Below are 25,099 nucleotides of genomic sequence, written 5' to 3' on the forward strand. Positions count from 1 at the left end.
CTTAGACCAAGTGCTTCTCTAATTCATCGGATAAGGCTTTAATCATTTGTTCCAACTCATGGGATTTCGCTTGGCAATCTTCTGCCGCCATTTCTTCCCAGGGCACCCACCAGACTGGACCACGACCATTAAGACCATAACCATTCATATCACCTGACCGTCTTGGAAAGAGATGCCAATGAGTGTGGGCATCTCCATTTCCTAGAAGTTCAATGTTCATCTTTTCAGCTTTAAACGTTTTGGCAACAGCTTCTTGGACCAAACTCATTTCCTCTAGGAAACGAAGTTTTACAGAAGTCTCCATATGGTGTAGTTCTGTGACATGCTCTTTTGCCAGAAATAAGGTATAGCCCTTAAAGTATTGGTGGTCTCCAATAACAACATAGCCTGTTTCTAGTTCTTTTACAAAGTAGGGATTTTCCCCTGCCTTGATCCATTCAATTCTTTGACAAATCAAGCACATATTACTCCACCAAGGTGCTCTTGAGATAGACGTCTACCATACGCTCAGTCGCCACTACTGAATCAATGTGTGTGCGCTCATAAGAGTGACTGGATTCAATACCAGCTCCAAGAAGGGCATGCTTGACCTCTGCTCCAGCTGACATAGCTGCCGAAGCATCCGAACCATAAAATGGATAGATATCCAACTTAAATGGAATATCTTGCTCTTTCGCCAAAGCTACCAAGTGTTGACGGAAGTCGTAGTGATAGGGACCTGAAGCATCCTTAACACAGATAGACACTGTGTACTCATCCGTCTGCTGGTCATCGCCCATAGCTCCCATATCTACAGCTAGATATTCCACTACCTGACCTGGAATATTTGAGTTGGCACCGTGGCCCACCTCTTCAAAGACTGAAAAGGCAAAATGAGTTGTTACTGGCAATGCAACCCCCTCTTCCTTGTAAATACGAAGAAGATTGAGCAAAATCGCTGCGCTGACCTTGTCGTCCAAATGTCGAGACTTGATAAAACCAGTTTCCGTCACAACAGTTCGCGGGTCAAAGCTGATAAAATCACCGACTTCAATCCCCAAGGCGCGCGTTTCCTTTTCATTGGTCACTTTTTCGTCCAAACGCACTTCCATATTGTCCTGCGTACGTTCAGCAGTTCCTGCATCTTTGTATACATGGCAAGAAGTCTGGTGGATGAGGATGGTTCCAGATACCTTTTTACCTGTGCTAGCCACATGAACCGTACAATTCTCACCTTCAATCATGTTCCAGGGAAAACCACCGATACGGTCCAATTTGAGACGGCCATCCGGTTTGACTGCACGAACAATAGCACCCAGCGTATCTACATGGGCAGTCACATAGCGCTGTTGCTCATCATTTTGACCTTTAATAGTAACATTGACACCACCCTTGGCTGTACGGACTGGCTGGTAGCCAAGCTCTTCTAAAGTATAGACCAAGTAGTCTGAAATCTCACGAGTGAAGCCTGTCGGAGATGCAATAGCAGTTAGTTCTTTGATATAGTTTATAGTCTGATTCATTTCTTCACCTCTTTCCTACCATTATAACATTTTTCTAGTCAGACTCCTTCTCAAAAGGAGAAAAACTGTGTTTAGTTGCTTTCACTATAGATCCATGTTATAATACAAATACTTTGATTATGAAAGGAAAGTAATAGATATGAAATCATACTTGAAAGCATCGCTAGCCCTAGTGGCTTCACTTGTTCTCCTACTCGGATGTTCCAAACAAGCATCAACACCTGCAAACAGCAGTTCTAAAGAAGACACAACAACTCAGTCAAGCGAAACCAAACAAAGCACTGACCAATCATCTGAGAAAAAAGAAACAGCCAAGACACATACTTTTGTCAACAAAAGTAATTCTGGTATCACTTCTACCTTGGTTTATACTGTAGAAGGCGACAATGTTATCAAGCAAACTGCTCAGAATATTGCAGATCCTGAAATCCTTAGTGCAACTCCAGAAGATGTCAAGAGTTTTATCGAGGAAAAGTACAAAGGTTACAATGGACTCAAAGGTGTTAAACAAACCATTGAAATCAAAGATGGAAAAGTTGTTCAAAATCTAGAAGTTGATTTCTCAGTTGCAAGCATTAGCGAACTTAGAAAAGCACTTCCTGAAGAATATTCTGGTATCGGCAATCGTGTCAGTTTCTCAAACTCTAAAAAAGCACTGGAAAAAATGGGATTCACAGAAAAGACGAACTAATCTCCTAAAATTTCATATAGACTAGTGTAGGTCCACCCCAAAAGTTAGACACAACTCTAACTCTTGGGGTGTTTTATTACATCCCTAACCGATGAGTCCAATAGATTCATCGCAATTCCATAAAAAGTGCATTTGAAACTTTACCCTTTATAAAGCCATACGACAAAACATACTTGAAACAGATATAGACAAAACTTTAATCGTCATACTAGTTTCTATTCATTGTCATGTCAGTTCAGATGAAAGGGTAAGCCTAGTTGATTTTGAAGTAGAATCATGTTATAATACAAAATACTTTGATTATGAAAGGAAATTCTATGAAAACTTATGTTAAAATTTCACTAGCCCTAGTGGCTTCACTTATCCTCCTGCTCGGATGTTCAAAACAATCAACAACACCTGCTAGCAGCCGTACCAAAGAAGACACAACAACTCAGTCAAGTGAGAGCAAACAAAGCAGTCAACAATCATCTGAAAAGAAAGATGAGACAGAAACCCACACATTTGTCCACAATAGCAAACCTGGAATTCATTCTACCTTGACTTATACTGTAAAGGGAGATGACGTTGTAAAACAAACTGTTCATAATGTATTTGACCCTGAAAAACTTAATAATACCGCGGAAGGTATTAAGGAAATTGTTGACGATACTTATAAAGGTTATGAAGGGGTCAAAGGGGTTACACAAAAAGTTGAAATTCAAGACGAAAAAGTTATCCAAAACATCGAGGTTGACATGACTGTCGCAAGTCTTGACGAACTAAAAAAAGCAATGCCGAACGAATATTCTGGTATTGGAAACCGTGTAAGCTTTGCTGCTTCGAAAAAAATGCTTAAAGAGGCTGGTTATACCGAACAAACCAACTGATGACTTCTCCTCATACAAAAAATTCTTGGTCGATGACCAAGAATTTTTTTATTCCATCTCAAAAACATCACTCTCTTGCTTATTTGGTAGAACCAAGGAAAGCAAGATTCCGATAATAGCTGGCACTAGCCATGGAAGAGAGGCTGACGCAAACGGAAGGGCATTAATCAGATTTTCTAGAAACTCAATCTTAAAGGAACTTCCAAGGACGCTTGCAAGAGCAATAGCTGTAACAAGCCCAATGGTTAACTGCATGCCTGGTTTTGATAGGGCGACAAACTTATTAACAATCACGATCATCACAATGGCGATGGTGATTGGGTACAAGATTACCAGCACTGGAACTGAGTACTTGATAATTGCATCCAAACCGAGGTTTGCAATAGCAAATCCAATCAAGGTAAAGGCAGTTGCATAGACCTTGTAGCTGATTTGTGGAAAACGACCGTTAAAGAACTCCGCTGTAGACACAATCAAGCCAACCGTTGTTGTGAAGCAGGTTACTGTTACCATAACAGCAAGGAAAAGTTGAGCTGTTGAACCAAAGATTTCCTGAGTTGCTTGCGACAAAATATAAACACCTGGTGTTCCACCCTTCATCACTTCAGCTGGTACTGGGAAATGATTTCCAAGGAAACCTAAACCAATGTAAAGAGCGCTAAAGGCAAGAGCTACAACGATACCAACCACCCAAATAGTTGAAATGTATTCTTTCTTACTGGAGAAGCCAAGTTGTTTCAAGGTTTGAACTGCAATCACACTGAAGGCAACTGAGGCAAGGGCATCCAAAGTGTTATAACCTTCTAGGAAACCTGTACCAAAGGCAGAAGCTTGATAAGCAGCTGAGGCAGTTTGAGGACTTGTTCCACCATATTTGAAGGCACCTAGTACAACCAAGATAACGATCAATAAAGCAAAGACTGGCGTTAAGATACGTCCGATTCGGTCCAAAATCTTTGATGGATTGAGTGAAATCAGATAGGCTGCTGCAAAATACAACACCGTAAAGATAATCAATCCTAGACCTTTGTTTGCTTCGGATAAGAGGGGGCTAATCCCAACTTCGTAAGCTGTTGTAGCTGTACGCGGAATGGCAAAGAAAGGGCCAATCGATAGATAAAGGACTGCAAGATAAAGCGTCGCAAACCAAGGTGAGATTTTCTTAGAAACCTCGTGAATGTATCCCTTAGGGTTTAGAGTTCCAATAATAAGTGTCAAGACGGCAATACCAACACCTGAAAAGACAAAACCTGCGATGGCAGGAAGAAACTGTTCTCCAGATAAAGCACCTAGAGAAGGTGGAAAAATCAAGTTCCCCGCACCAAAAAATATTCCAAACAGGAGTAAACCTGTTAGGGCACCTTTTTTAGCCATAATAATCTCCTTCATATTTCTAAAATACTGACCTAGTATACCATGATTAAGACTCTGAAAAAAGTATCCAAAATTAATCATTGAATGTTTTCAATATTTTTAAAAATAAGAATTATCTAAAAACAAAATCCCTCACTCAGTTGGAACCGAGCAAGGAAAGATTAGGGTCTATCACCATAGAGGTTTAAAGATTTTCAAAGGCCGTCATTCCACCTTGGACATTGATAACGTCATAACCCTGTTCAGCTAGAAATTGACAAGCACGCGCTGAACGCATTCCAGATTTACAAATGACATAATGCAAGAGGTCCTTATCCAACTGATCATAGATATCAGCTAATTGACTAAGTGGTAGGTTCTGAGCACCTTCTAAATGAAGCGTCTCGAACTCTTCTACTTCTCTCACGTCCACTAGAGAAAGTTGCTCATTTTGATAAAGCTGGTAAAATTCGTAAAAGGAAATTTCTTTCATTCTTTTTCTCCTAAAATCGTTTTAATTCTTTTTTTCAAATCGGGCACTACTTCTGACTCAAACCAAGGATTTTTGGCCATCCAGATTTGATTTCGTGGTGAGGGGTGCACCAGAGGGAAAAATTCTGGTAGATAGTCTTTGTAGTGTTTTACCCGTTCTGTCACCTTGCCACTAACTTTTTCATGTAAATAATAGGCTTGGGCATATTGTCCAATCAAAAGGGTCAATCCAATATTTGGACATTCCTTGAGAAGTTGTGGGTGCCATTTTTCGGCAAAGCCTTTACGGGGTGGAAGGTCGCCTGATTTTCCATGTCCTGGGAAATAAAAGTCCATGGGAATAACTGCAAACAACCCCGAATTGTAAAAGGTATCTTCATCTACACCTAGCCACTCACGCAGACGATCACCGCTCTTATCCTTCCAATAAATCCCAGCTTCTTGTGTTTTAAGCCCAGGAGCCTGACCGACAATATTGATGCGAGCAGTCTTTGGCGCTGCAAAGAGTGGTTCGATTCCGCGTTCTGTATAGCTTGCATTCTGTGGATCCGCCATAATGGCTTGCTTGATTCTTTCGATTTGAGACATCTGTTTTCCCTCCAAAAAGAAGTCCAAGCATAAAATCTCAGACTTCTATCGTTTTATTTGATCAATTCATAAATAGCTTCTGCATAGATTGCTGCTGCTCGGAAGAGATCGTCCAAGGCGATAAATTCGTTGGCTTGGTGCATGGTGTCAATAGAGTCTGGGAACATGGCACCGTAGGCAACCCCACGTTCCAGCAAGCGACCAAAGGTTCCACCTCCGATGACTTGTTCGTGACCTTTAAGCCCAGTTTGTTTTTCATAGACATTCAACAAAGTTTGCACAAGTGGATCTTCCATTGGCACATAGTGAGGGGTGTGACCGTGTTCAGAAAGGCTAACAGAAGCAACTGGCAAGTTTTCAAGGATTGACTTGATTTGCTCTGGACTTATTCCTTTTGGATAACGGAAGTTGAGAGCAATGGTATTGTCAGCACTTGCTTCGTCAAAGCGGAAGACACCGGCATTCATAGAAAGGGCACCCATTTTTTCATCCACATGAGCAACCTTGAGATTTTCACCCTCATGGTCATTTAAGAGAATCTTACCAGCGATGTCGAGGTAGTCTTTTGCTGGCCCTGCAAAGTCAAACTGACTGAGGAAGAGGGCCAGGTAGGTCGCACCATTGACACCTGAAGCAGGCATAGCACCATGGGCTGATTTACCAATGATGGTCACCTTGTATTTGCCAGATTCTTCTTTGATTTCTCCTCTGAGTTTGTGTTCTGCAACAAAGGCATCTAGTTTAGCTTGCAAGTCAGCCAGGTCTCCTGAAACGACTGCTGTTGCTGATTCAGGTACCATGTTTTCACGCAATCCACCTGTGAAGCTGTGAAGGCGAGTAGCACCTGTATTTTCACCTGCAAAGTGGAGGTATTCCGTGATATTCCCTTTTTCACCATTGATGATAGGGAATTCAGCATCTGGTGAGAAGCCAAAGTCTGGTTTTTCAAGTCCTACATGTTCAAAGTAGTAGTCCATGTCTGCCCAACCTGATTCTTCGTCTGTTCCGACGATGAAACGAACTTTCTTAGAAGTTGGAAGTCCCAATTCTTTGATGATTTTCAAACCATAGTAACAAGCAGTTGTAGGTCCCTTATCATCTGAAGCACCACGCGCATAAAGGCGACCGTCTTTGATAGTTGGTGTATAAGGGTCCGTGTCCCAACCGCTACCAGCTGGCACCACGTCCATGTGAGCAAAGATTCCGAGAACTTCTTCTCCTTCACCAAACTCAAAATGTCCTGCGTAGTTATCAACATTTTTAGTTGGATAGCCATCGCGGTCTGCGATTTCAAGGAATTTTTCCAAGGCTTTTACCGGCCCAGGTCCAAATGGATGCTCAGCATCGGCTTTGCTGTCATCACGTTCTGAGTTGATTTCCAAAAGGCTAAACAAGTCAGCCAAGAGGTCTTCTTTGCGTTTTTCTACTTCTGCTGTAAAATCAATAACTGTCATTTTTTCTTCCTATCTCTTCTCGATAATTTCATCTACTGGCAAGCGGTAGCTTGGTTCCAATTTCTCATCTGTGTATCCAACTGTGATCAAGAGTTCTGGACGGAAACGTTCTTCGATTTCCAAAACTTCATTGGCTTTTGATTTGTCAAAACCAAGAATAATATTAGAACCGATTCCTTGGTCTGTAAGAGCGAGAACCAAGTTCATGGCTACTAATCCCGCATTAAGAGCCAAGTAGTCACTAACTTGCTGTTCACTGTAACGCGCAAACTCGGCAGGCAAATTTTTCATAAAATATTGAAGTTGCTCTTCAGAAAAGTTATTAGCACCACCAACTCGGGCAATTTTGCGAGCACGTTTAGCTAAGTCTGTATCTGTAAACAAGGCAATAGTTACAGGTGCAGAGGCTACTTGCTCAAAGTTTGAACCGTAAGCCAATTTTGCTAATTCAGCATTTCTCTCACGAACCACAACAAACTTCCAAGGCTGACTGTTGTGAGCGCTAGGTGCCAAGGTTGCGATTTCGATAGCTGTACGAACATCCTTTGGATCAACAGGTTTATCAATAAAATGCTTAGTCGCATGACGTTTTTTATTTAACTCAAGAAATTTCATAATTGATTTCCCTTTCTATTTCTATTGCTTCCATTTTACCACATTCTGAAAGAGCTTGCAGAGTTTTTTCATTGAGGATCCTGTTTCCTTTTCAACTAGGCTACCCGCCCTTCTATGGACTCAGATTATTCCGACGCAGGACTTTCTTTTTCAAAGAAGTGGCCACTAGAGTCTTGGATTTTGTTGATGATATCATCGTAGTGAGAATTTCTTTCTTCCTCATAGAGATTATTGATTTCTTGATAGTTCAACGGATTTTCAACCTTGGGCTCTGGCTTGCGACTGAGGAAATCAAGAGTCCCCAGAAGAAGCAAAATCAGGATCACTAGAGAGGTCCAGCCAGTTTCCTTCTTAGGCAGCCGAACTCCCTTGGTCGAAAGAGATTTCCAACTAGGGGACTGAGGTAAGAGCTCATAGATTCTCTTTTGAGTCGGAAAAAGGGTCAACAATGCATACAAGGTCAGAAAGAGAAATGAAAAACTATGGACAGAAATCCAACTATACTTAATTTTCATCTTAAAGGCCTTATAACCAGCTCCCCCCATATACACTTCTAGGGCGAAGACGGCGATCATCAAAAGACAGAAAATCAGGAATTGGACTTTCCATAGCTTTCTCAATCCTAAATACTCTTTTTTGAGCAATTCTTCTTTGTTCTTGGCTTGGTCTACTTCTACTGGAGCTGGGGTGCTTGGTTTTACTTCACTATTACTTTTAGTTGACCCTACTTTCGCTTCAACTGGTTCAACCTGTCTAGCAAAATAGGCTTCCGCTTCCCTGATGACCTTGCTAAGATTTTCCTCCGTCAGCAGATAAGGAAAGCCATTGATCATCCAATTGTTTTTCTTATCTACCTTATTCGGCTCCACCACATTAAGGCAAAAGTATCGCCCAATCAAGCTAATTGAAAATATCGCATCATAATATTCAGATAGAACTGAAAAATCAACCCCATAAACAGTCTGATCCTCGGTCAGTTTTTTCGTTTCCATAAAGGAAACGTCCTTTGTAAACGTCGATCGGATTATCTCTTGTGCTTGGGAAACTTTTTCTTCAACTGTAGCAGGATCAAGGGGGAGTGTTAAAGCAGAAAACGTATCGGTGGAAGCATTCCCTTCTAGACTATCTTTAAACCAATCCAAGAAAGAAGTCATATTGGATACGGTTAGATCAATAGGCTGATGAATTGGAAATGCTTGGTCCTCTATACTAGAAGGCATGGGGTCTATCTCTTCAAAAACAAACTGCTGCCCCGCTATCTCAAGGCTAAAAAAAGCTGGATAATGAGGCAAAAGACAAGTAAAGACAACCCTAAAGGGTTCATTCTTTTCGAAGGGTCTTCTCCAGAAGTCTATTATTGCTATTCCCTCAAAAGTCGATTCTATCATTCTTTTAAGAAGAAAACGCTTTTTTAAGAGATTATCAGGAGTCAGTGCTTCAGAAAACATCAGGCCTGGTTGATCCAGATAAGCTTTGATCTTTCCAAAGCTAGCTCGAAAACGATCTCGATCATACAAAAACTCCATCCCAAATCTTTCAGGCCCCCAGAGGAGTGATACATCGTTACCTTCAACCAACATATTTATTGCTGTCTTATATTCTTCAAGATGAACCTCAAGAATAAATGTCGGACCATAAGCACTCCGGGCCGTCGTTTCTATATCTACAATTTCGAAATGCTCACCAAAAACATGTTGAAGGGCTTGTCGGATATCATTTACCACAAGCTCTCTATGCTGATCAACAGTTAATCCCATTACTTTATTACTTACCCCTTATGCGTTTTTATAGACTGAAGGAAAGCATTAGCCTCCTGTAGATAATTGTGTTGTTCAATCAAGGAAGTTAGAAGCTCGATGTTATGGCCCCGATAGTTATCCTCGCGTCTCAACTCTTCATACATTTCGATAAAAGGAAGCCCCTTGGACTTGGCCAATTCTAACTCCGCTTCATAATCATAAGAAACTTTTCGGAATAGAATATTTACCAATTCCCCATCTTCTACTTCTATCACGGCATACTGGGCACGGTGATTTTTTAACGCCTCCCAATCAAAATAGGGCATGCCAATCGTACCTGGATTGATGATTTGTTGCCCTTGGCTGCCATATCGAAGCAACTGCTTGTGGACATGACCATAAACTGCCACGTCCGTTTCCTCATCTAGGAGTTGGTCAAATTTCTCTGTATCATTCCCAACAGACAGATCCCCACCATAGTTTTTTTCAGGCAAATTATGAGAAAGAGAAAAGCGCAGTCCATCAACTTCTTTCTTTTCTAGCAAAGGTAAGCTTCGTAGCCAGTCAATCGTTTCAGGATCCATTCGTTCCATCAAATACTGTGTCATACGCAAGAGCTGGACTTCCTGTGGGTCTTCTAAGCCATATTGCCCATCTAAAGCCTCAAGGACACAATCATCCCAATTGCCTCGAACACTTGCTGTGATAGGAAGTTCCTTTAACAGAACGACCAAGTCATTTGCACCTGGACCAGGGAGGAAAATGTCTCCCATGAGCCAATATTCACTGGCTCCTTGAGTTTTAGCATCTGCAATCACTGCTTCTAGCGCCGTCGCATTGCCATGAATATCTGATAAAATTGCGATTTTATGGTTCATAATAGTTTCCTTCCGTTTGGTAATCTACTCTCTCTTCCGCTACTTGAGCCAACTCCACTTCTTCCTGAGGGTTCAACTTTCTCTGAACAGCTTCTGCGACTGCTCTTGGCACCCCAACTTCGACAATTTCATCCACACTGGCTTCCTTGATTTTAGTGAGAGATTTAAAATGCTTCATGAGATTCTGTTTGCGTTTAGGTCCCAGACCGTCAATCCCATCCAATTGAGATGAAAAAGAATTTTTGGAGCGCAGTTGGCGGTGGAAAGTGATAGCAAAGCGGTGTACCTCATCTTGGATACGTTGAAGCAAGAAAAATTCCTGAGAATTGCGAGATAACTCCACCACTTCCAGTGGATCTCCAAAGAGCAGTTCATGGGTTTGGTGCTTGTCATTCTTTTGCAGACCTGCAATTGGAATGTCCAAACCTAGCTCTTCTTGAATAACCTGCTTAGCGATATTGACCTGACCTTGTCCCCCATCGATGACAATCAAATCTGGCGGGGTTAAACCCTCACGTTGAACTCGACCATAACGTCTGCGAATAACCTCACGCATACTAGCATAGTCATCTGGACCGACAACCGTTTTTATCTTGTACTTTCGGTAGTCTTTTTTACTCGGTTTACCGTTGACAAAGACCACCATAGCTGAAACAGGACTGGTTCCCATGATATTAGAGTTATCAAAGGACTCGATACGGACTGGGGTCGGGATTTGGAGCAAGCGCCCCAGATTTTCAATTGCCCCTTGAGTCTTTTCGACAGATTTTTCTAGCAGATTGAACTTCTGCTCCAGACTAACACGGGCATTTTTTATGGCTAGATTGACCAGCTGTTTTTTCTCACCACGCTGAGGTTTGAGAATCTTGGTATCCACCAAGACCTTGACTGCTTCTTCATCGATATCCTGCGGAATCAGCACTTCATTGGGAACTAGATGTGATTTTTCTTGATAAAATTGTCCCACGTAGGTCAAAAAGTCCTCATCCGGATCATTGTAGTAAGGGAAGAGGTTGACATCCCGCTCGATGAGTTTTCCCTGACGGACAAAGAAAACCTGGACACACATCCAGCCCTTGTCCACATAGTAGCCAAAGACATCACGATTTTGCAAATCTTTCGCCATGACCCGTTGCTTGGTCCGAAGTGTTCCAATGGCCTGAATCAGATCACGGTATTCCGCTGCACGTTCAAACTCCATACTTTGAGCTGCCTTTGCCATCTTACCCTTAAGGTCATCGATAATTTTATCATCCTGCCCTTTTAGGAAATCAGAAACCTCCTGAGCCATAGACTTGAAATAAGCCTCATCTTTTTTACAGATGGTATGGGCCATACACTGGCCGATATGGTAGTAAAAACAAACCTTAGAGGGCGGGTTGGTACATTTCCGAAAAGGAAAAATCCGATCCAGTAGTCGCTTGATTTCATTGGCTGCCCCCACATCTGGATAGGGACCAAAGTAGAGACCCCCATCCTTTTTGACCTGACGGGTGATAATCAAGCGAGGATAACGCTCATTGGTGATTTTGATGAAGGGATAGGACTTATCATCCTTGAGCATGATATTGTACTTGGGCTTATTTTCCTTAATCAGGTTGATTTCTAGGAGAAGTGCCTCAATATTGGACTCAGTGACGATAAATTCAAAATCCACAATTTCAGATACCAGAGCCTCAGTCTTGGTATCGTGACTTCCACGGAAATAGGAGCGCACGCGGTTGCGCAGATTTTTAGCCTTTCCAACATAGATAATGGTACCGTTTTTATCTTTGTGAATGTAACAACCAGGGCTGGTCGGCAAGAGCTCTAGTTTTGATTTGATCAAGTTATTCATACTTCCATTATAGCAAAAAGGCCGTGACAGGACGAACAAAAAGCCCCACCAATCACTTGATGGAGGAGCTTTGATTTCATTTCAGATTACACCGACTTCATCTAGTCGCTACTGGTATAGAGTTCTTGAACAGCTGTCACATCCTGAGGCTGAATTCCATAGTAAGAACCTGCTGGCTGCATGACAGAAGTTGCGTTGGTATGATCCAATCCGATGGCATGCCCCAGCTCGTGCTCCGCCGTGTGCACGATTCGTTCATAAGAATATCCATAGTTTGGATTGGATAGATAATAGTGATTCAGGCGAACCGTTACAGATATAAATTGTTTGGTTAACAAATTGGTTTGACTCTCGGCTTGACCTGCTACAGCGGTCGATCCATCATTCATCTCACTTGCCACAATATCTGCCTGGCTAGGATCCGCAACCACCTCAAAGGTAAAGGCTCCCGTTTGATTCCAGTTTTTTATGGCTTCTGCATAGGCACCTTGGAAGGTTTCATCCATTTGAGGCTCAATATAGATGCGAGCTGAGGCCTGAGCCCACTTGCCTTCTGCATGTTGGTGACTGTCTGTCTGAGACAAGACTTCCAGCGTTCCCGTCTCCTTCCATTGATTCCAGCCACCTTGACCAATCTTACTCATTTTTTCAACCTGATTGACCGCAGAATGAAAATCACCTGTCAGATACCAAACCACTCCAAAGGCAATGAGCAGTAGAATGACCACAGTCCAAACCAGACGCCAGAAGAAACGCCAAATTCCCAAAAGAAATCGGAACAATAATCGAATAATCCAGAACATGACGTCCCACCTTTCATAAAAATAAGAATCTATCTTGAAATCACATTCTCCTTGATCAAGAAAGATTCTCTATTTTACTGAAGAAAGCTGAAAGAAACCTAAAACTAAGATAAACGTTCTTCCAAGACAAAGTCAATTGGTAAGGTAGCTAAAAAACGTTCCAATTGTTTTTCCCAGTAGTACCACTCGTGCTTACCTGGACTGTGACTATAGGTCACCTCAAAACCAAGCTTTTTGAGGTTTTTCACTGCGAGATTATTGGCAGAGTAGAGATAGTCTTGCTCTCCACACCAAGCCCATAGTTTGGTCTTTTTATCCGATTTCGCAGCGATAGTTTCCAGCGAATGAGGACTAGCTGTCCAGTCTTTAATCTCTCCAAAAACTCCTCGCCAGTAGGCAAGTGATCCCAGATCCTGACTTTCAGGAGAAAATTCCTGAAAACTGAGTGCACCAGAAAAACTAGCCGCATGAGAAAAACGATTTGTCGATAGAGCGAGTTTGAAGGAGCCGTAACCACCCATGGAGAGGCCTGCTATGAAAGTTTTTTCTCGCTTGCTGGTCATATTGGGGAAGAAATGTTTCATGACCTGAGGTAACTCTTCTGCTAGAGCAGTATAGTAGTTATAGCCATACTGAGTATCTGTGTACCAGCCATTGCTAGTATTGGGCATGATAACAATGAGATTGGTTCCACGCAACAAGCGCTCGACATTGGTACGTTTGAGCCAGCTATTTTGGTTTCCTGACATTCCGTGCAAGAGGTAAAGAACAGGAATATCTGTGCAATCTGGTTCAGTCACCCGACTAGCATCTGGATAGAGTACCGTAACGCCCCACTCCATATCCAAAACTTCTGAGTAATACTCAATATTCATAACTGCCATGGTTGTCTCCTTTTACTATTCTATAAGAAAAAGCCGAATTTCGACTTTTTCTGTAGGTATTCTGCTTATTATTTTGCTTCCATCACGACTGGCAAGATTGCCGGGCGACGCTTGGTTTGATCAAAGAGGTACTTGGTCAGATTGTCGCGAACCTTTCCTTTGAGATCTGCCCAGTCAAAGTCATCACCTTGAAGATACTCTTCTACCGTTTGGTTAATCAATTCTGAACTTTCACGGAGAATATCACGGCTCTTCTTGAGGTAAACAAATCCACGCGTATGAACACGGGCCTTGGCCACAATTTTCTTCTCACGACGGTTGACAGTGATTGCCACGATAAAGATTCCATCCTCTGACAAGACCTTACGGTCACGAAGGACCACATTTCCAACATCCCCGATGGCATTTCCGTCAATCAAGACATCACCTGCAGAAACTGCTCCAGCTGGGACAAAATCTCCATGCTCATAAGACATGGTCGTTCCCTTTTTAGGGATGAAGATACGCTCTGGCAACATTCCAACTGCCATGGCAGCCTTGGCATGCGCATCCAACTCACGGTACTCCCCTTGGATAGGGAAGAGGTAATTTGGTTGCAAAAGATTGATCATCAACTGCAAATCACGCGCATTCCCATGTCCGGATACTCGCAAGCTTTGGGTAATGAGTTTCACCACACCACCAGCTTGGTAGATCATGTTTTCAACACGCGCCATGACAGCTTCTTTGGCGATAGATGGAGTCGTTACGATATAAACCAAGTCCCCATCTTTGATTTCCACATAGCGGTGGCGACCAATAGACATCTTACGAAGTCCATTAATAGGCTCACCCATACGCCCAGTCTCAAGGATAATCAACTCATGGTCTTCAAAACGAGACATTTCTTTAGGTTTAATCAAGAGACTTTCATTGGCTAGAGACAATTTTTTGAGTCGAATCGCAGTGCGAACGATATTTTCAATATCAAATCCAGTCAAAACAACTCTGCGACCTGTATCTGCTGCAGCATCAAAAACCTGCTGGATACGAGAAAGGTTGCTGGCAACTGCGGCAACGATGATACGACCTTCCCAGTCTGCAATGGTCTGGGTAATTTCGCCTCCAACTTCACTCTCGCTCGCCACCTGGATATTGCTGTCTGCATTGGCTGAATCACTGAGGAGTGCCAAGACACCATCACGGCCGATTTCGGCTAAACGCGCAAAATCCGTCGCATAGGATTCACTAGCTGTCTGGTCAAACTTGAAGTCCCCTGTATAAACGATGCTACCTTCAGCTGTTTTCAGGACTATTCCCAAACTTTCTGGGATAGAGTGAGTTGTACGGAAGAAGGAAACCACAGTCCCTCCAAAATCAATCTCCGTATCTTCATCAATCACATGGAAGTCATTGAATTTCTTAACCGTATCGTTTCCTTTGACAAAGAGTTTGGCCAACTCAATGGTCAACTCAGAACCAAACACAGGCACCTTAGCCTCTGCCAAAAGATAAGGCAGGGCACCAATGGCATCCGCATGTCCGTGGGTCAAGAAGACACCAGCGATACGATCGCTGTTTTCAAAAAGGTAGTCCATATTTGGAATGACGACATCTACCCCTAGTTGTTCATTTTCAGGGTATTTAAGCCCTGCATCCAAAACAAAAATAGAACCATCGATTTCAGCGATGTACATATTTTTCCCATTTTCTCGTACACCACCTAGTGTTGTTAAACTAATATTACTCATTTTTCCTCCGAAACTGAATTTATCTTGATTATAGGGTGAATTTTCCCTCTTATTCTAAAAGTTCTAAAACTTTCAGCCGAATCTTTTCCTACCATTATACCATTTTTTTGATTATTTTCAAAACGAAGATCAGTTTTTAACTAGAGATTAGTCACTACTGTGAATCAAATTTTTTTACTTTGACTTCTCTTTTGGAGGCTTCATCGAAGATAATAGAACGATTATACCATCAAAATTATGGACTTTCTGAATTAATTTGATTTCAGATACCTTTCTCGAACTCTAAATTTCTCTTTTAGTTCAAAACAAGTTAAATTCTTGCCCTTCACCTCTCGACTTGAAAACTATTTTCTACAAAGACATGGTTTATCTACATCCAAAAGCGAAAATTTCAAAGCGAAAATTTCCTGTTCGCTACAGAATCTAAAAAATTTTCAGCAATTAGCCACTAAGATGGAGCTTAACGATAGGAAATTTCTTCAAAAAGAAAAAAGATTTAGAAATTCTAAATCTTTTTATCATCTTTAGTTTGGATAGATATAAGTGACGTTTCCTAAAAATTCATGAGGATTAAAGAAGCCACGGTAATTCGCAATCTGCTTTTGACGTCTGTAGTTTGCTTCCAATACCTGGATAGAGTTTTCACTTTGAACATCTGTTACATAAGCAACGTGTCCATATTCACCACCGTCCCAAACGGCGATTGCTCCTACTACCGGAACACTTCCTGTCTTATAGCCTTGAGCGCTCGCGTAGATTGCCCACGTGTTGGCGTTTCCCCACCAGTTGCTAGCCCAAGGTGCCAATTCTTTCACGCCCCATGTACACTGACCAACAGGATAAGAGTTTCCATAGTTTGTCGGAGTCTTTTCGACAACATCTTCTGTATCTGATACAACGTTTGCAGTGCTAGCTGGAGCACTGTAGGTAGAGTTAGACTGAGCAGAACCACTCACTTCCAATACATCCCCAGGGTGGATAGTGTCAAAGATGGTTTTTCCATTCAAAGCTGCCAACTCATGTGGATCCATGCCGTTTGCAGTTGCAATGGCATAAAATGAATCACCGTCTTGCACAACGTAAGAGTTCGCATGAACAGTTTGAGCCCCAACTGTAGCCAAAATAGCGGTAGAAGTTAAACCAAGAGTCAGTTTCGTAACTGTTTTTTTCATAACTAGATTCCCCTTATATTTTCTTGATAAGAAAATCATACTTGATTTACATGTCAGTTAGTTTAGAGTTATATTTTAGTCATGTTACAAAAATTTATACTTTTACTACATAAGGTTTAAAAGCAGACATCGTATAAAGTGATAGAAGAGAATAAAAAATGAATCGTTTTCTCCAATTTTTACATCAGTGAACCACTCAAAAGACCGTCTTATCAACCACTCCCACATCAATCGTTTATCCGACAAAAGAGACCGAGATAGCTCATCTCAGTCCCCTTCCATCTATAACTCCATTAAAAAATCATACATTTCTTGCACTGTCCCCAACGCCATCATTTCTTGATTTTTTACAGTTTGTTTGAGATTTTGATAAATCTGACTTTCAGCAATTTCCCTTTTCGGCGCTTCTTTATTGACTGTCATGACACCATCTTTAATCGTCACAAAACCTAGCTCTTCAAAGACTTGGATCATCTTGACCAGCAAGATTTGTTGAATATTGAGATAAGCCGCCAAATCCTTTAGCTTGTAGCGAATATCAAACTCTGGGAACTGGTAAATGGTCTTGTACAATTTTGCAAACTGTTCTCTAGTTCCATAACCTGTTAGATAGTAAGCCTTGTCAATGTCATTTTTGAAATAGACAGCTGAGAAATCCTGTTCCTGAAAAATGGTCTTCAGCAAGGTAATATCCTCAGGAATAGTTTTCACAACAACCGCTTCACTATTCGCCAAATCCGGCAATTCTCCAGAGAAATCCAAAACTGGAACCCCTTCTGGCAAGACTGCATTCTTCCCACGAATGTTAAAGAGTTGAACACCCTCCACACGCGCATCCACCATCATCAACTGGAGGGCAGTTTGGCCATTCCATTGATTGACAGACAAGGTAACTGCCAACTCTAGGTTTTTTGTTTGAGCAAACTCTGTCGCCCATCTACCTTGTCCAAAGGCCACCACTTCAAAACTCGCCTCACCCTTGGAGATCTTTAGTTTGAGGTGGGCATTGCCTGCTCCCATGGTACGAGCACTTTCGACATGAAAATCCTTGATATAAAAGACAGGTTTCTGATTATCCATCCCAAAGGGTGCCAAGCGTTCAAAGCTTTTAACCGTTTCCAAGCTAAGAGTCTCCAAATCCAACTCTTCATCTAGATTTAACTTGTTCTTGCCACTAGCATCTGCACCTTTTTCACGGACATAGTCTTCTAAAACCTGAGATAAATCTGAAAGTTTCTCAACTTCCAGCGTCATTCCAGCTGCACCAGCATGGCCGCCAAAGGCGATAAAGAGGTCTCGATGGGGATCCAGAGCTTCAAAAATATCGACCGCTTCCACACTACGAGCACTACCCTTGGCGCGACCTTCTTCTATATTAAGAACGATGACTGTCTGCCCTAGTTCTTCCAACAAACGACCAGCAACGATACCCAGAACGCCAGGATTCCAGCCTTCCTTGGCCAAAACCTGGACCTTCTTCTCAGGATCCACCATGGTCTTAGCTTCTTCGTAGATTGACTGAACGATTTCCTTGCGCTCTTCGTTTTTCTGGTGAATCATGAGGGCAATCTCATGAGCTTCCTCGTCGTCAAACCCAGTCAGCAAATCAATGGCAGGATTGGGATCATCCAATCGCCCCAAGGCATTTAAACGAGGGGCAATCTGGAAGCCAACCGTTTCTTCCGTTACTTCATTAGCAGCAATCCCAGCCATATCCAGCATTTCTTGTAGACCAATACGCTGAGTATGCCCCAGCATCTCCAGACCATATTGGACCAAAATGCGATTCTCATCCGTCAAACTCACCATATCTGCAATGGTTCCGATAGCGACCAAATCGAGTAGCTCCACTTGCACTTCTTCTAAAAGAGCGCAAGCTAGCTTGAAAGCCACTCCGCATCCGGCCAACTGTTTGAAAGGATAGTCCGCATCTGGATGTTCAGGGTGAACAATCGCATAGGCATCAGGAAGGGTTTCCGGCATGGAATGGTGGTCAGTCACAATGACATCCACTCCCATAGACTGGGCCAATTCAATGGCCTCGTGACCAGCAACTCCATTATCCACTGTCACAATCAAGGAAATTCCCTCTTGCTCGATAAAGTATTTATAGACACTGGCATTGGGACCATAGCCATCGGTAAAACGATTGGGTAGGTAAACACGGCACTCGGCGCCAAGCTGTTCTAAACTTTCCTTAATAATAGAAGCCGAAGTCATGCCATCCGCATCGTAGTCTCCATAAATGAGAATATTTTCCCCTTCTTCAATGGCCTGACGAATCCGTTCCACTGCCTTATCCATATCATGGAGCAGATAGGGGTCATGTAAATCCTCTAAAGAAGGTTCTAAAAACTTCTTTAGACTTTCTTCATCCTGAATCCCTCTTTCAAATAATAACCGAGCCACCTCAGGACCCAGTCCAGCCTTCTTGGCTATCTTTGTAAAATCCGCATCTTCAACCTGTGGGGCAAACTGCCATTCATAAGTAGGTGTTATCAAAAAGACATCCACTCTTTCTAAGAATTCTATCGTTTCATTATAACATGATTTAGGCATTTTCTCTATTCAGATTGCTTTTTTATAACATTTTAGTGAATTTTTTCAGATATGATTTGACAAGAACATTCTTTTGGTGTAGAATCATGTTATAAAATCTAACACAAAGGAGATCTCTCATGACTTTAGTAGAATTTAAAAACGTCGAAAAATATTACGGAGACTATCACGCACTCCGCGACATCAATCTCCGTTTTGAAAAAGGACAAGTCGTTGTCCTGCTTGGACCTTCCGGTTCTGGGAAGTCCACTCTTATTCGTACCATCAATGGTTTGGAGGCTGTTGACAAAGGAAGTCTCCTAGTAAATGGACACCAAGTAGCAGGTGCCAGTCAGAAAGATTTAGTTCCTCTTCGTAAGGAAGTCGGCATGGTTTTTCAACATTTTAACCTTTATCCACACAAAACAGTGTTAGAAAACGTGACACTTGCGCCCGTAAAAGTTCTAGGAATTGATAAAAAAGAAGCTGAAAAAACAGCCCAAAAATATCTGGAATTTGTAAATATGTGGGACAAGAAAGATTCCTATCCAGCCATGCTGTCTGGTGGACAAAAACAGCGGATCGCCATCGCTCGTGGTCTTGCCATGCATCCGGAGCTCCTCCTCTTTGATGAGCCAACATCTGCCCTTGACCCTGAAACCATCGGAGACGTTCTAGCAGTTATGCAAAAATTGGCCCGAGATGGTATGAATATGATTGTCGTTACTCACGAAATGGGCTTTGCCCGAGAGGTTGCGGACCGCATTATCTTTATGGCCGACGGAGAGGTTTTGGTAGATACGACAGATGTTGATGACTTTTTTGACAAACCAAGCGAACCTCGTGCTCAACAATTCCTCAGCAAAATTATCAACCACGAAAGTGACAAAGTCAAATAAGGAGGCGCCTATGAAAAAGAAATTCTTTTTATCAGCATTATTGATTAGCCTTTTCAGCCTTGCTGCTGCCAAACCAGTCCAAGCTGATACTAGCGTCGCAGACATTCAAAAAAGAGGCGAACTAGTTGTCGGTGTCAAACAAGACGTTCCTAATTTTGGCTACAAGGATCCCAAGACAGGGACTTATTCTGGTATCGAAACGGACCTTGCCAAGATGATTGCAGACGAACTCAAGGTCAAGATTCGCTACGTTCCTGTTACCGCTCAAACACGTGGACCACTCCTAGACAATGAACAGGTAGACATGGATATCGCAACCTTTACCATCACAGATGAACGTAAAAAATTATACAACTTCACCAGTCCCTACTATACGGACGCTTCTGGATTTTTGGTCAATAAATCCGCCAACATCAAAAGCATTGAGGACCTAAACGGCAAAACCATTGGGGTTGCCCAAGGTTCCATCACCCAACGCCTGATTACTGAACTGGGTAAAAAGAAAGGTCTGAAGTTTAAATTCGTAGAACTTGGTTCCTATCCAGAATTGATTACTTCCCTTCACGCTCACCGTATTGATGCCTTTTCCGTTGACCGCTCTATCCTCTCTGGCTACATTAGTAAACGGACAGAACTACTAGATGATAGTTTCAAGCCATCTGACTACGGTATTGTTACCAAGAAATCAAACACCGAGCTCAACGATTATCTTGATAGCTTGGTCACTAAATGGACCAAGGACGGTAGTTTGCAGAAACTTTATGACCGTTACAAGCTCAAACCATCTAGCCATACTGCAGATTAAGGAGGACACCCCATGACAGATTTATCATCTTGGACAGCCTATTTTCAGGATTTTGGACAATTTTTCAATGGTTTCCTCTTCACCCTTGCCCTAGCAATCGGATCCTTTATCCTCGCCATGGTTTTAGGCATCTTCTTTGGAGCCATGTCAACTAGCAAGCGCCCATTCTTGCGTGTTTTGGCTCGTATCTTTGTCGAATTTTACCAAAATACTCCCCTCTTGGTGCAGTTTGTCATCGTCTTTTATGGTTTGCCTCTTATCAGTGAACACACCATCATGATTCCGATTTATTGGACAGCTGTACTTTGTGTGGGACTCTATCACGGCGCTTATATTGCTGAGGTTATTCATTCAGGGATTCAGTCTATTCCTAGCGGTCAGATGGAGGCCGCCTTGTCGCAAGGTTTTACCTATATCAGTGCCATGCGCTTGATTATCTTGCCTCAGGCCTTCCGTATCATTCTCCCTCCATTGACCAACCAAATTGTTAACCTCATCAAGAACACCTCTACAGTTGCCATCATCTCTGGAGTGGACTTGATGTTTGTGACTAAATCTTGGTCTGCTCTCAACGGAAACTACATCCCAGCCTTTCTAGGCGCTGCTCTTCTCTACTTTGCTCTATGCTTCCCTGTTGCCCAGTTTGGTCGCAAGATGGAGCAAGCCAACAAAAAAGCCTATTCACTTTAGGAGGTTACTATGGAATCTATTTTAGAAGTTTTGACCCCAGATAACCTAGTCTTTATCTTTAAAGGATTTGGCTTAACCCTTTACATCTCTTTGATTGCTATCATTCTCTCTACCCTTATCGGAACTGTGCTAGCTGTTATGAGAAATGGGAAAAATCCTGTTTTACGGATCATCTCCAGCATTTATATCGAGTTTGTACGTAACGTTCCCAACCTCCTCTGGATTTTCACCATCTTTTTGGTGTTTAAGATGAAGTCCACACCAGCTGGTATTACTGCCTTTACCCTCTTTACCTCAGCAGCCCTGGCTGAGATTATCCGAGGTGGTCTTAATGCTGTGGACAAGGGTCAGTACGAAGCAGGAATGTCGCAAGGATTCACTTCTGCGCAAATCCTCTACTATATCATTCTCCCACAAGCGATCCGCAAAATGCTGCCAGCTATCATTTCACAATTTGTAACTGTGATCAAGGATACCAGTCTTCTCTACTCTGTTATCGCCCTACAAGAACTCTTTGGCGCTAGCCAAATTCTCATGGGACGCTATTTCGAACCAGAGCAGGTCTTCAGTCTTTATATCCTGATTGCCTTGATTTACTTTATCTTTAACTTTGCTATTTCTAGCCTGTCTCACAAGCTAGCAAAACGTTGGCAACAAGCCGCAGAATAAAAAAAAGAAATGTGAACTCAAAACAAGGGTTCACATTTTTTGCTATAAATGAAAAAGAGTAACTCAATGCTATGCAAACGTTTTACTTTTTGGTAAAATGACTTTAAAACCATAAAGCAAGGAGAAAAATCATGATCCACGAACTTTGCAAAGAATTCTCTCAACTGGAACAAGTAGAAGCTATCGCTCTTGGTGGCTCTCGTGCAGGACAAAACTATGATCAAAATTCTGACTATGACGTTTATGTCTATCTCAACTCTTCTATTGATGAGGCGACTCGCCTCAAAATTTTGAGTAAATACTGCTCCTATATGGAAATTGGAAACCAGTTTTGGGAGTTAGAGGACGACTGTGTACTAAACAACGGTATCGAAATCGAGTTGATTTATCGTTCGCTGGAGTCGTTTGAACAAGAATTGAACTCAACCGTTTTTCAACACAAAGCTCAAAACGCTTATACAACCTGTATGTGGCATAATCTACTCCACAGCAAGATTCTATACGATCCGAATGGACACTATGCTTCGCTCCAAAGAACTTACCAGATTCCCTATCCACAGGAACTTAAAAAACAGATCATTGAAAGGCAACTCCTTTTGCTAGAACAAGCCATGCCTGCCTTCTCTCACCAAATAGAAAAAGCTATCAAACGCCAAGATCTTCTCAGTATGAATCATCGTACAAGTGAATTCTTTGCTTCCTACTTTGACTTGTTATTTGCACTCAATGAGCAAACCCATCCTGGTGAAAAACGAATGTTGGAGTACGCAAAGACCAATTGTACTCTCCTCCCTAAACAATTTGAAAAAACTATTCGCAAATATTTCCAACTACTCTATCAACCACAACAAGGAGAACAAGCGATCGTAACCTTGCAAACTATCCTGAAGGAACTAAAAGCCATTTTGCCATAGACCAAAAAGAAAATGTGAACCTCTGTTGCTGTTCACATTTTTATTTGTTGTTGACTGTAAAATTCTAGTCTACTCATATTCAGTTGCCTATTTTTGACTCTCTCTGAAAATCTGCAACTAGGTTAGAAATTGTTCAATTGATTGACGAGCAATCATGAAGCCGTTCCAAAAAACGCACTCACAATCACTTACCCGGCTCTTTCATTACTAGTGACAATTTTTCCCTTAGGGTTACTACAAGATTTTTTAGAGATTCTAACAAGAATTACAATATGAATTTTACATATTACCATAGAACACCTCTATAGGAGAAAATCAGAGCTAAAATTAATAAAATATAGAATGCGATAAAAAGCCATCTCATCTTCACACATAGAGCAATATATTCTCTGATAAAGGCCGATGGGATATAGTAGGCGGCTGTACGGCAACCAAGGCCATCTCCCTTCATCCCAATACGGCGAGCATAGGTACTGGTACGAAAAACATGGTAATCATTGGTCACAAAGAGAAAACGTGGACTAGCCACCAGCTTCTCACCCATTTCTTTTGAGAAGAGAAGATTCTCATAGGTCGTCGTTGAGCCTTCCTCTATGAGAATCGCTTCTCTCGGAACATCCGTCTCTTCCAACAAATAATTACAAATCGCCTGAGCTTCGGATATCTTTTCATCTCCACCTTGACCACCACTTGCGATGATTTTAACATTGGGATTAAGAGACTGGCGATAGGCTTCTACTGCCTTATCAATGCGACTCTTTAGTAAGGGAGTCACTTTTTCTCCATTCAACAAGCCTGCTCCGTGAATGATGATAAAATCATAATATTTTTTCTTAGGAATAAAAAGATACAGGATAGAATAAAGCAGAAATCCTGCAAAGGCAAAACCAAAAATCAAATACGAATAAATCAAAAAGAAAAAGATAATATTCACTAGATGATTGGTGTAAAACAAGCCCTTGGTATCGCCCACTCGAATCGCCATGATTACAAAAAAGAATAGAATCACGCAACCTAATCCTAGAGACAAATAATTCGCCTTGGATTTCCCCTCTTTCTTCAATAACACAAATCCGTTATAAATAAGGAAAAAGCCACTTAGAAAAACTAAAAAAGGGAGCAAGAGAAAAATCACTGCAAAGAAAATCATGTGCAATTCTTCTTGCCCAGCCTCATAAAAAAGATTGGCAATAGACAGGTAAGAAAAGAGCAGAGATAAAAGCAAAAGAGCCGGATTCCAGAGACTGCGATTATCCCTAAAAAATGAAATCAGAAAAAGTAGGATAAAAAATCCTGTGATAAAGTACATAGTCTCCTCCTTTGATGACTACATTGTACCATAATTATAGCAATAGAAAAAGAGAACCTTAGTCCTCTCACTTAGACAGTTTATTCTGAGCATCGGCTACAACCTGAGCCAGACTTGTCTGACGCAGTTGGTTTTCCATAGCTGCTTGAACATCGAACAGCTTTTGGTCCAAAACTGCATGGATATTCGCACCAATTGGGCAATTAGGATTTGGATTGTCATGGAAACTAAAGAGCTTACCAGATTTTCCTAAACACTCCACAGCTTGGTAGACATCCAACAAACTGATCTCTTGAAGGTCTTTTATTATCTCAGTTCCTCCCGTACCACGAACAACTGAAATCAATCCAGCTTTTTTGAGTTGCGATAAAGTCTTACGGATAATGACTGGATTGACTCCGACACTAGCCGCAAGAAAATCACTGGTTACCTTGCTGTCTGTTTCCTGCATTGCAATAATAATCATCATATGAGTCGCAATTGTAAATCGACTTGAAATTTGCATCTTCTTCTCCTTTCACTGATATTTTATTCATCTTTTCCCGTATAAACATTATACCGTTTTTGGTTTTCCTGTCAAATATTATAGACTGATTATCTTCTCCATGCAAAAAGTCCTGTATCCCTCTTGGCAACCAGAACGGCGGAAGAAATACAAAGACTTATTT

Annotated in this window: 24 protein-coding genes; 7 read left to right on the forward strand and 17 right to left on the reverse strand. The window is 41.8% G+C overall.

Annotated features, from left to right (window positions below):
* Position 1: 1 nt before the first annotated feature.
* Both I6H78_RS02890 and I6H78_RS02895 read right to left on the reverse strand, forming a co-directional pair.
* Complete coding sequence (locus I6H78_RS02890) at positions 2 to 463, reverse strand: HIT family protein (protein WP_198459907.1); 462 nt, start codon at positions 461 to 463, stop codon at positions 2 to 4.
* A gap of 1 nt (position 464) precedes the next feature.
* Positions 465 to 1,502, reverse strand: a complete 1,038-nt coding sequence (locus tag I6H78_RS02895) for a M42 family metallopeptidase (RefSeq protein WP_198459909.1) — start codon at positions 1,500 to 1,502, stop codon at positions 465 to 467.
* A 139-nt stretch (positions 1,503 to 1,641) separates the two neighbouring features.
* Here I6H78_RS02895 and I6H78_RS02900 point away from each other — a divergent pair, with 139 nt between their 5' ends.
* Positions 1,642 to 2,193 carry a DUF1307 domain-containing protein gene (locus I6H78_RS02900; protein WP_198459911.1) on the forward strand — a complete coding sequence of 184 codons (552 nt, stop codon included), beginning with the start codon at positions 1,642 to 1,644 and terminating at the stop codon, positions 2,191 to 2,193.
* A 317-nt stretch (positions 2,194 to 2,510) separates the two neighbouring features.
* Positions 2,511 to 3,062, forward strand: a complete 552-nt coding sequence (locus tag I6H78_RS02905) for a DUF1307 domain-containing protein (RefSeq protein ID WP_198459913.1) — start codon at positions 2,511 to 2,513, stop codon at positions 3,060 to 3,062.
* A gap of 48 nt (positions 3,063 to 3,110) precedes the next feature.
* Here the strand turns inward: I6H78_RS02905 and brnQ are convergent, their stop codons facing one another.
* The 13 genes from brnQ to recJ all read right to left on the reverse strand — a co-directional run bounded on the left by brnQ (position 3,111) and on the right by recJ (position 19,109).
* On the reverse strand, positions 3,111 to 4,436 hold the full coding sequence (gene brnQ, locus I6H78_RS02910; protein WP_198459915.1) for a branched-chain amino acid transport system II carrier protein: 1,326 nt from the start codon (positions 4,434 to 4,436) through the stop codon (positions 3,111 to 3,113).
* A gap of 184 nt (positions 4,437 to 4,620) precedes the next feature.
* Positions 4,621 to 4,908, reverse strand: coding sequence for a rhodanese-like domain-containing protein (locus I6H78_RS02915; RefSeq protein WP_198459917.1), 288 nt, complete (start codon positions 4,906 to 4,908; stop codon positions 4,621 to 4,623).
* Positions 4,905 to 5,495, reverse strand: a complete 591-nt coding sequence (locus I6H78_RS02920; protein ID WP_198459919.1) for a uracil-DNA glycosylase family protein — start codon at positions 5,493 to 5,495, stop codon at positions 4,905 to 4,907. The genes I6H78_RS02915 and I6H78_RS02920 overlap by 4 nt, the downstream gene beginning before the upstream one ends.
* A 53-nt stretch (positions 5,496 to 5,548) precedes the next feature.
* Complete coding sequence (pepV, locus tag I6H78_RS02925; protein ID WP_198459921.1) at positions 5,549 to 6,949, reverse strand: dipeptidase PepV; 1,401 nt, start codon at positions 6,947 to 6,949, stop codon at positions 5,549 to 5,551.
* 9 nt (positions 6,950 to 6,958) lie between these two features.
* Positions 6,959 to 7,564, reverse strand: a complete 606-nt coding sequence (locus I6H78_RS02930; protein ID WP_198459923.1) for a nitroreductase family protein — start codon at positions 7,562 to 7,564, stop codon at positions 6,959 to 6,961.
* A 125-nt stretch (positions 7,565 to 7,689) separates the two neighbouring features.
* Positions 7,690 to 9,321, reverse strand: a complete 1,632-nt coding sequence (locus I6H78_RS02935) for a hypothetical protein (RefSeq protein WP_198459925.1) — start codon at positions 9,319 to 9,321, stop codon at positions 7,690 to 7,692.
* Positions 9,322 to 9,332: 11 nt separating this feature from the next.
* Positions 9,333 to 10,181 carry a metallophosphoesterase family protein gene (locus I6H78_RS02940; protein WP_198459927.1) on the reverse strand — a complete coding sequence of 283 codons (849 nt, stop codon included), beginning with the start codon at positions 10,179 to 10,181 and terminating at the stop codon, positions 9,333 to 9,335.
* Positions 10,171 to 12,018, reverse strand: a complete 1,848-nt coding sequence (uvrC, locus tag I6H78_RS02945) for an excinuclease ABC subunit UvrC (RefSeq protein WP_198459929.1) — start codon at positions 12,016 to 12,018, stop codon at positions 10,171 to 10,173. Before uvrC ends, I6H78_RS02940 begins: the two co-directional genes overlap by 11 nt.
* A gap of 101 nt (positions 12,019 to 12,119) precedes the next feature.
* Positions 12,120 to 12,821 (reverse strand): M57 family metalloprotease, encoded by a 702-nt coding sequence (locus I6H78_RS02950; protein WP_198459931.1) that lies wholly within the window; start codon positions 12,819 to 12,821, stop codon positions 12,120 to 12,122.
* Positions 12,822 to 12,925: 104 nt separating this feature from the next.
* Positions 12,926 to 13,705, reverse strand: a complete 780-nt coding sequence (locus tag I6H78_RS02955) for an alpha/beta hydrolase (protein WP_198459933.1) — start codon at positions 13,703 to 13,705, stop codon at positions 12,926 to 12,928.
* Between the two features lie 68 nt (positions 13,706 to 13,773).
* Entirely contained in the window at positions 13,774 to 15,435 is a 1,662-nt protein-coding gene (locus I6H78_RS02960; protein ID WP_198459935.1) for a ribonuclease J, read from the reverse strand.
* Between the two features lie 524 nt (positions 15,436 to 15,959).
* Complete coding sequence (locus tag I6H78_RS02965) at positions 15,960 to 16,607, reverse strand: COG3942 and LysM peptidoglycan-binding domain-containing protein (RefSeq protein WP_198459943.1); 648 nt, start codon at positions 16,605 to 16,607, stop codon at positions 15,960 to 15,962.
* Positions 16,608 to 16,889: 282 nt separating this feature from the next.
* On the reverse strand, positions 16,890 to 19,109 hold the full coding sequence (gene recJ, locus I6H78_RS02970) for a single-stranded-DNA-specific exonuclease RecJ (RefSeq protein WP_198460220.1): 2,220 nt from the start codon (positions 19,107 to 19,109) through the stop codon (positions 16,890 to 16,892).
* 176 nt (positions 19,110 to 19,285) lie between these two features.
* Between recJ and I6H78_RS02975 the strand changes: the two genes are divergently transcribed.
* The 5 genes from I6H78_RS02975 (at position 19,286) to I6H78_RS02995 (ending at position 23,122) form a co-directional block, all read left to right on the forward strand.
* Positions 19,286 to 20,044 (forward strand): amino acid ABC transporter ATP-binding protein, encoded by a 759-nt coding sequence (locus I6H78_RS02975; RefSeq protein WP_198459945.1) that lies wholly within the window; start codon positions 19,286 to 19,288, stop codon positions 20,042 to 20,044.
* A gap of 10 nt (positions 20,045 to 20,054) precedes the next feature.
* Positions 20,055 to 20,849 (forward strand): transporter substrate-binding domain-containing protein, encoded by a 795-nt coding sequence (locus I6H78_RS02980; protein WP_198459947.1) that lies wholly within the window; start codon positions 20,055 to 20,057, stop codon positions 20,847 to 20,849.
* 12 nt (positions 20,850 to 20,861) lie between these two features.
* Positions 20,862 to 21,539 (forward strand): amino acid ABC transporter permease, encoded by a 678-nt coding sequence (locus I6H78_RS02985; protein WP_198459949.1) that lies wholly within the window; start codon positions 20,862 to 20,864, stop codon positions 21,537 to 21,539.
* 9 nt (positions 21,540 to 21,548) lie between these two features.
* Positions 21,549 to 22,208 carry an amino acid ABC transporter permease gene (locus I6H78_RS02990; protein ID WP_198459951.1) on the forward strand — a complete coding sequence of 220 codons (660 nt, stop codon included), beginning with the start codon at positions 21,549 to 21,551 and terminating at the stop codon, positions 22,206 to 22,208.
* A gap of 131 nt (positions 22,209 to 22,339) precedes the next feature.
* Entirely contained in the window at positions 22,340 to 23,122 is a 783-nt protein-coding gene (locus I6H78_RS02995; RefSeq protein WP_198459953.1) for a DUF4037 domain-containing protein, read from the forward strand.
* Between the two features lie 286 nt (positions 23,123 to 23,408).
* Here the strand turns inward: I6H78_RS02995 and I6H78_RS03000 are convergent, their stop codons facing one another.
* Both I6H78_RS03000 and I6H78_RS03005 read right to left on the reverse strand, forming a co-directional pair.
* A complete protein-coding gene (locus I6H78_RS03000; protein WP_198459956.1) occupies positions 23,409 to 24,431 on the reverse strand; it encodes a YdcF family protein in 1,023 nt (340 codons plus the stop codon).
* A gap of 67 nt (positions 24,432 to 24,498) precedes the next feature.
* Complete coding sequence (locus I6H78_RS03005) at positions 24,499 to 24,936, reverse strand: Rrf2 family transcriptional regulator (protein WP_198459958.1); 438 nt, start codon at positions 24,934 to 24,936, stop codon at positions 24,499 to 24,501.
* Between the last annotated feature and the right edge of the window lie 163 nt (positions 24,937 to 25,099).

Origin of the sequence: Streptococcus oralis (assembly GCF_016127915.1) — a bacterium.
Lineage (GTDB): Bacteria > Bacillota > Bacilli > Lactobacillales > Streptococcaceae > Streptococcus > Streptococcus oralis_BO.

Excerpts from the sequence above, each read along its gene's own strand:
- I6H78_RS02890 (WP_198459907.1), bottom strand. The coding sequence starts at position 463 with ATGTGCTTGATTTGTCAAAGAATTGAATGGATCAAGGCAGGGGAAAAT.
- I6H78_RS02895 (WP_198459909.1), bottom strand. The coding sequence starts at position 1,502 with ATGAATCAGACTATAAACTATATCAAAGAACTAACTGCTATTGCATCT.
- I6H78_RS02900 (WP_198459911.1), top strand. The coding sequence starts at position 1,642 with ATGAAATCATACTTGAAAGCATCGCTAGCCCTAGTGGCTTCACTTGTT.
- I6H78_RS02905 (WP_198459913.1), top strand. The coding sequence starts at position 2,511 with ATGAAAACTTATGTTAAAATTTCACTAGCCCTAGTGGCTTCACTTATC.
- brnQ (WP_198459915.1), bottom strand. The coding sequence starts at position 4,436 with ATGGCTAAAAAAGGTGCCCTAACAGGTTTACTCCTGTTTGGAATATTT.
- I6H78_RS02915 (WP_198459917.1), bottom strand. The coding sequence starts at position 4,908 with ATGAAAGAAATTTCCTTTTACGAATTTTACCAGCTTTATCAAAATGAG.
- I6H78_RS02920 (WP_198459919.1), bottom strand. The coding sequence starts at position 5,495 with ATGTCTCAAATCGAAAGAATCAAGCAAGCCATTATGGCGGATCCACAG.
- pepV (WP_198459921.1), bottom strand. The coding sequence starts at position 6,949 with ATGACAGTTATTGATTTTACAGCAGAAGTAGAAAAACGCAAAGAAGAC.
- I6H78_RS02930 (WP_198459923.1), bottom strand. The coding sequence starts at position 7,564 with ATGAAATTTCTTGAGTTAAATAAAAAACGTCATGCGACTAAGCATTTT.
- I6H78_RS02935 (WP_198459925.1), bottom strand. The coding sequence starts at position 9,321 with ATGGGATTAACTGTTGATCAGCATAGAGAGCTTGTGGTAAATGATATC.
- I6H78_RS02940 (WP_198459927.1), bottom strand. The coding sequence starts at position 10,181 with ATGAACCATAAAATCGCAATTTTATCAGATATTCATGGCAATGCGACG.
- uvrC (WP_198459929.1), bottom strand. The coding sequence starts at position 12,018 with ATGAATAACTTGATCAAATCAAAACTAGAGCTCTTGCCGACCAGCCCT.
- I6H78_RS02950 (WP_198459931.1), bottom strand. The coding sequence starts at position 12,821 with ATGTTCTGGATTATTCGATTATTGTTCCGATTTCTTTTGGGAATTTGG.
- I6H78_RS02955 (WP_198459933.1), bottom strand. The coding sequence starts at position 13,705 with ATGGCAGTTATGAATATTGAGTATTACTCAGAAGTTTTGGATATGGAG.
- I6H78_RS02960 (WP_198459935.1), bottom strand. The coding sequence starts at position 15,435 with ATGAGTAATATTAGTTTAACAACACTAGGTGGTGTACGAGAAAATGGG.
- I6H78_RS02965 (WP_198459943.1), bottom strand. The coding sequence starts at position 16,607 with ATGAAAAAAACAGTTACGAAACTGACTCTTGGTTTAACTTCTACCGCT.
- I6H78_RS02975 (WP_198459945.1), top strand. The coding sequence starts at position 19,286 with ATGACTTTAGTAGAATTTAAAAACGTCGAAAAATATTACGGAGACTAT.
- I6H78_RS02980 (WP_198459947.1), top strand. The coding sequence starts at position 20,055 with ATGAAAAAGAAATTCTTTTTATCAGCATTATTGATTAGCCTTTTCAGC.
- I6H78_RS02985 (WP_198459949.1), top strand. The coding sequence starts at position 20,862 with ATGACAGATTTATCATCTTGGACAGCCTATTTTCAGGATTTTGGACAA.
- I6H78_RS02990 (WP_198459951.1), top strand. The coding sequence starts at position 21,549 with ATGGAATCTATTTTAGAAGTTTTGACCCCAGATAACCTAGTCTTTATC.
- I6H78_RS02995 (WP_198459953.1), top strand. The coding sequence starts at position 22,340 with ATGATCCACGAACTTTGCAAAGAATTCTCTCAACTGGAACAAGTAGAA.
- I6H78_RS03000 (WP_198459956.1), bottom strand. The coding sequence starts at position 24,431 with ATGTACTTTATCACAGGATTTTTTATCCTACTTTTTCTGATTTCATTT.
- I6H78_RS03005 (WP_198459958.1), bottom strand. The coding sequence starts at position 24,936 with ATGCAAATTTCAAGTCGATTTACAATTGCGACTCATATGATGATTATT.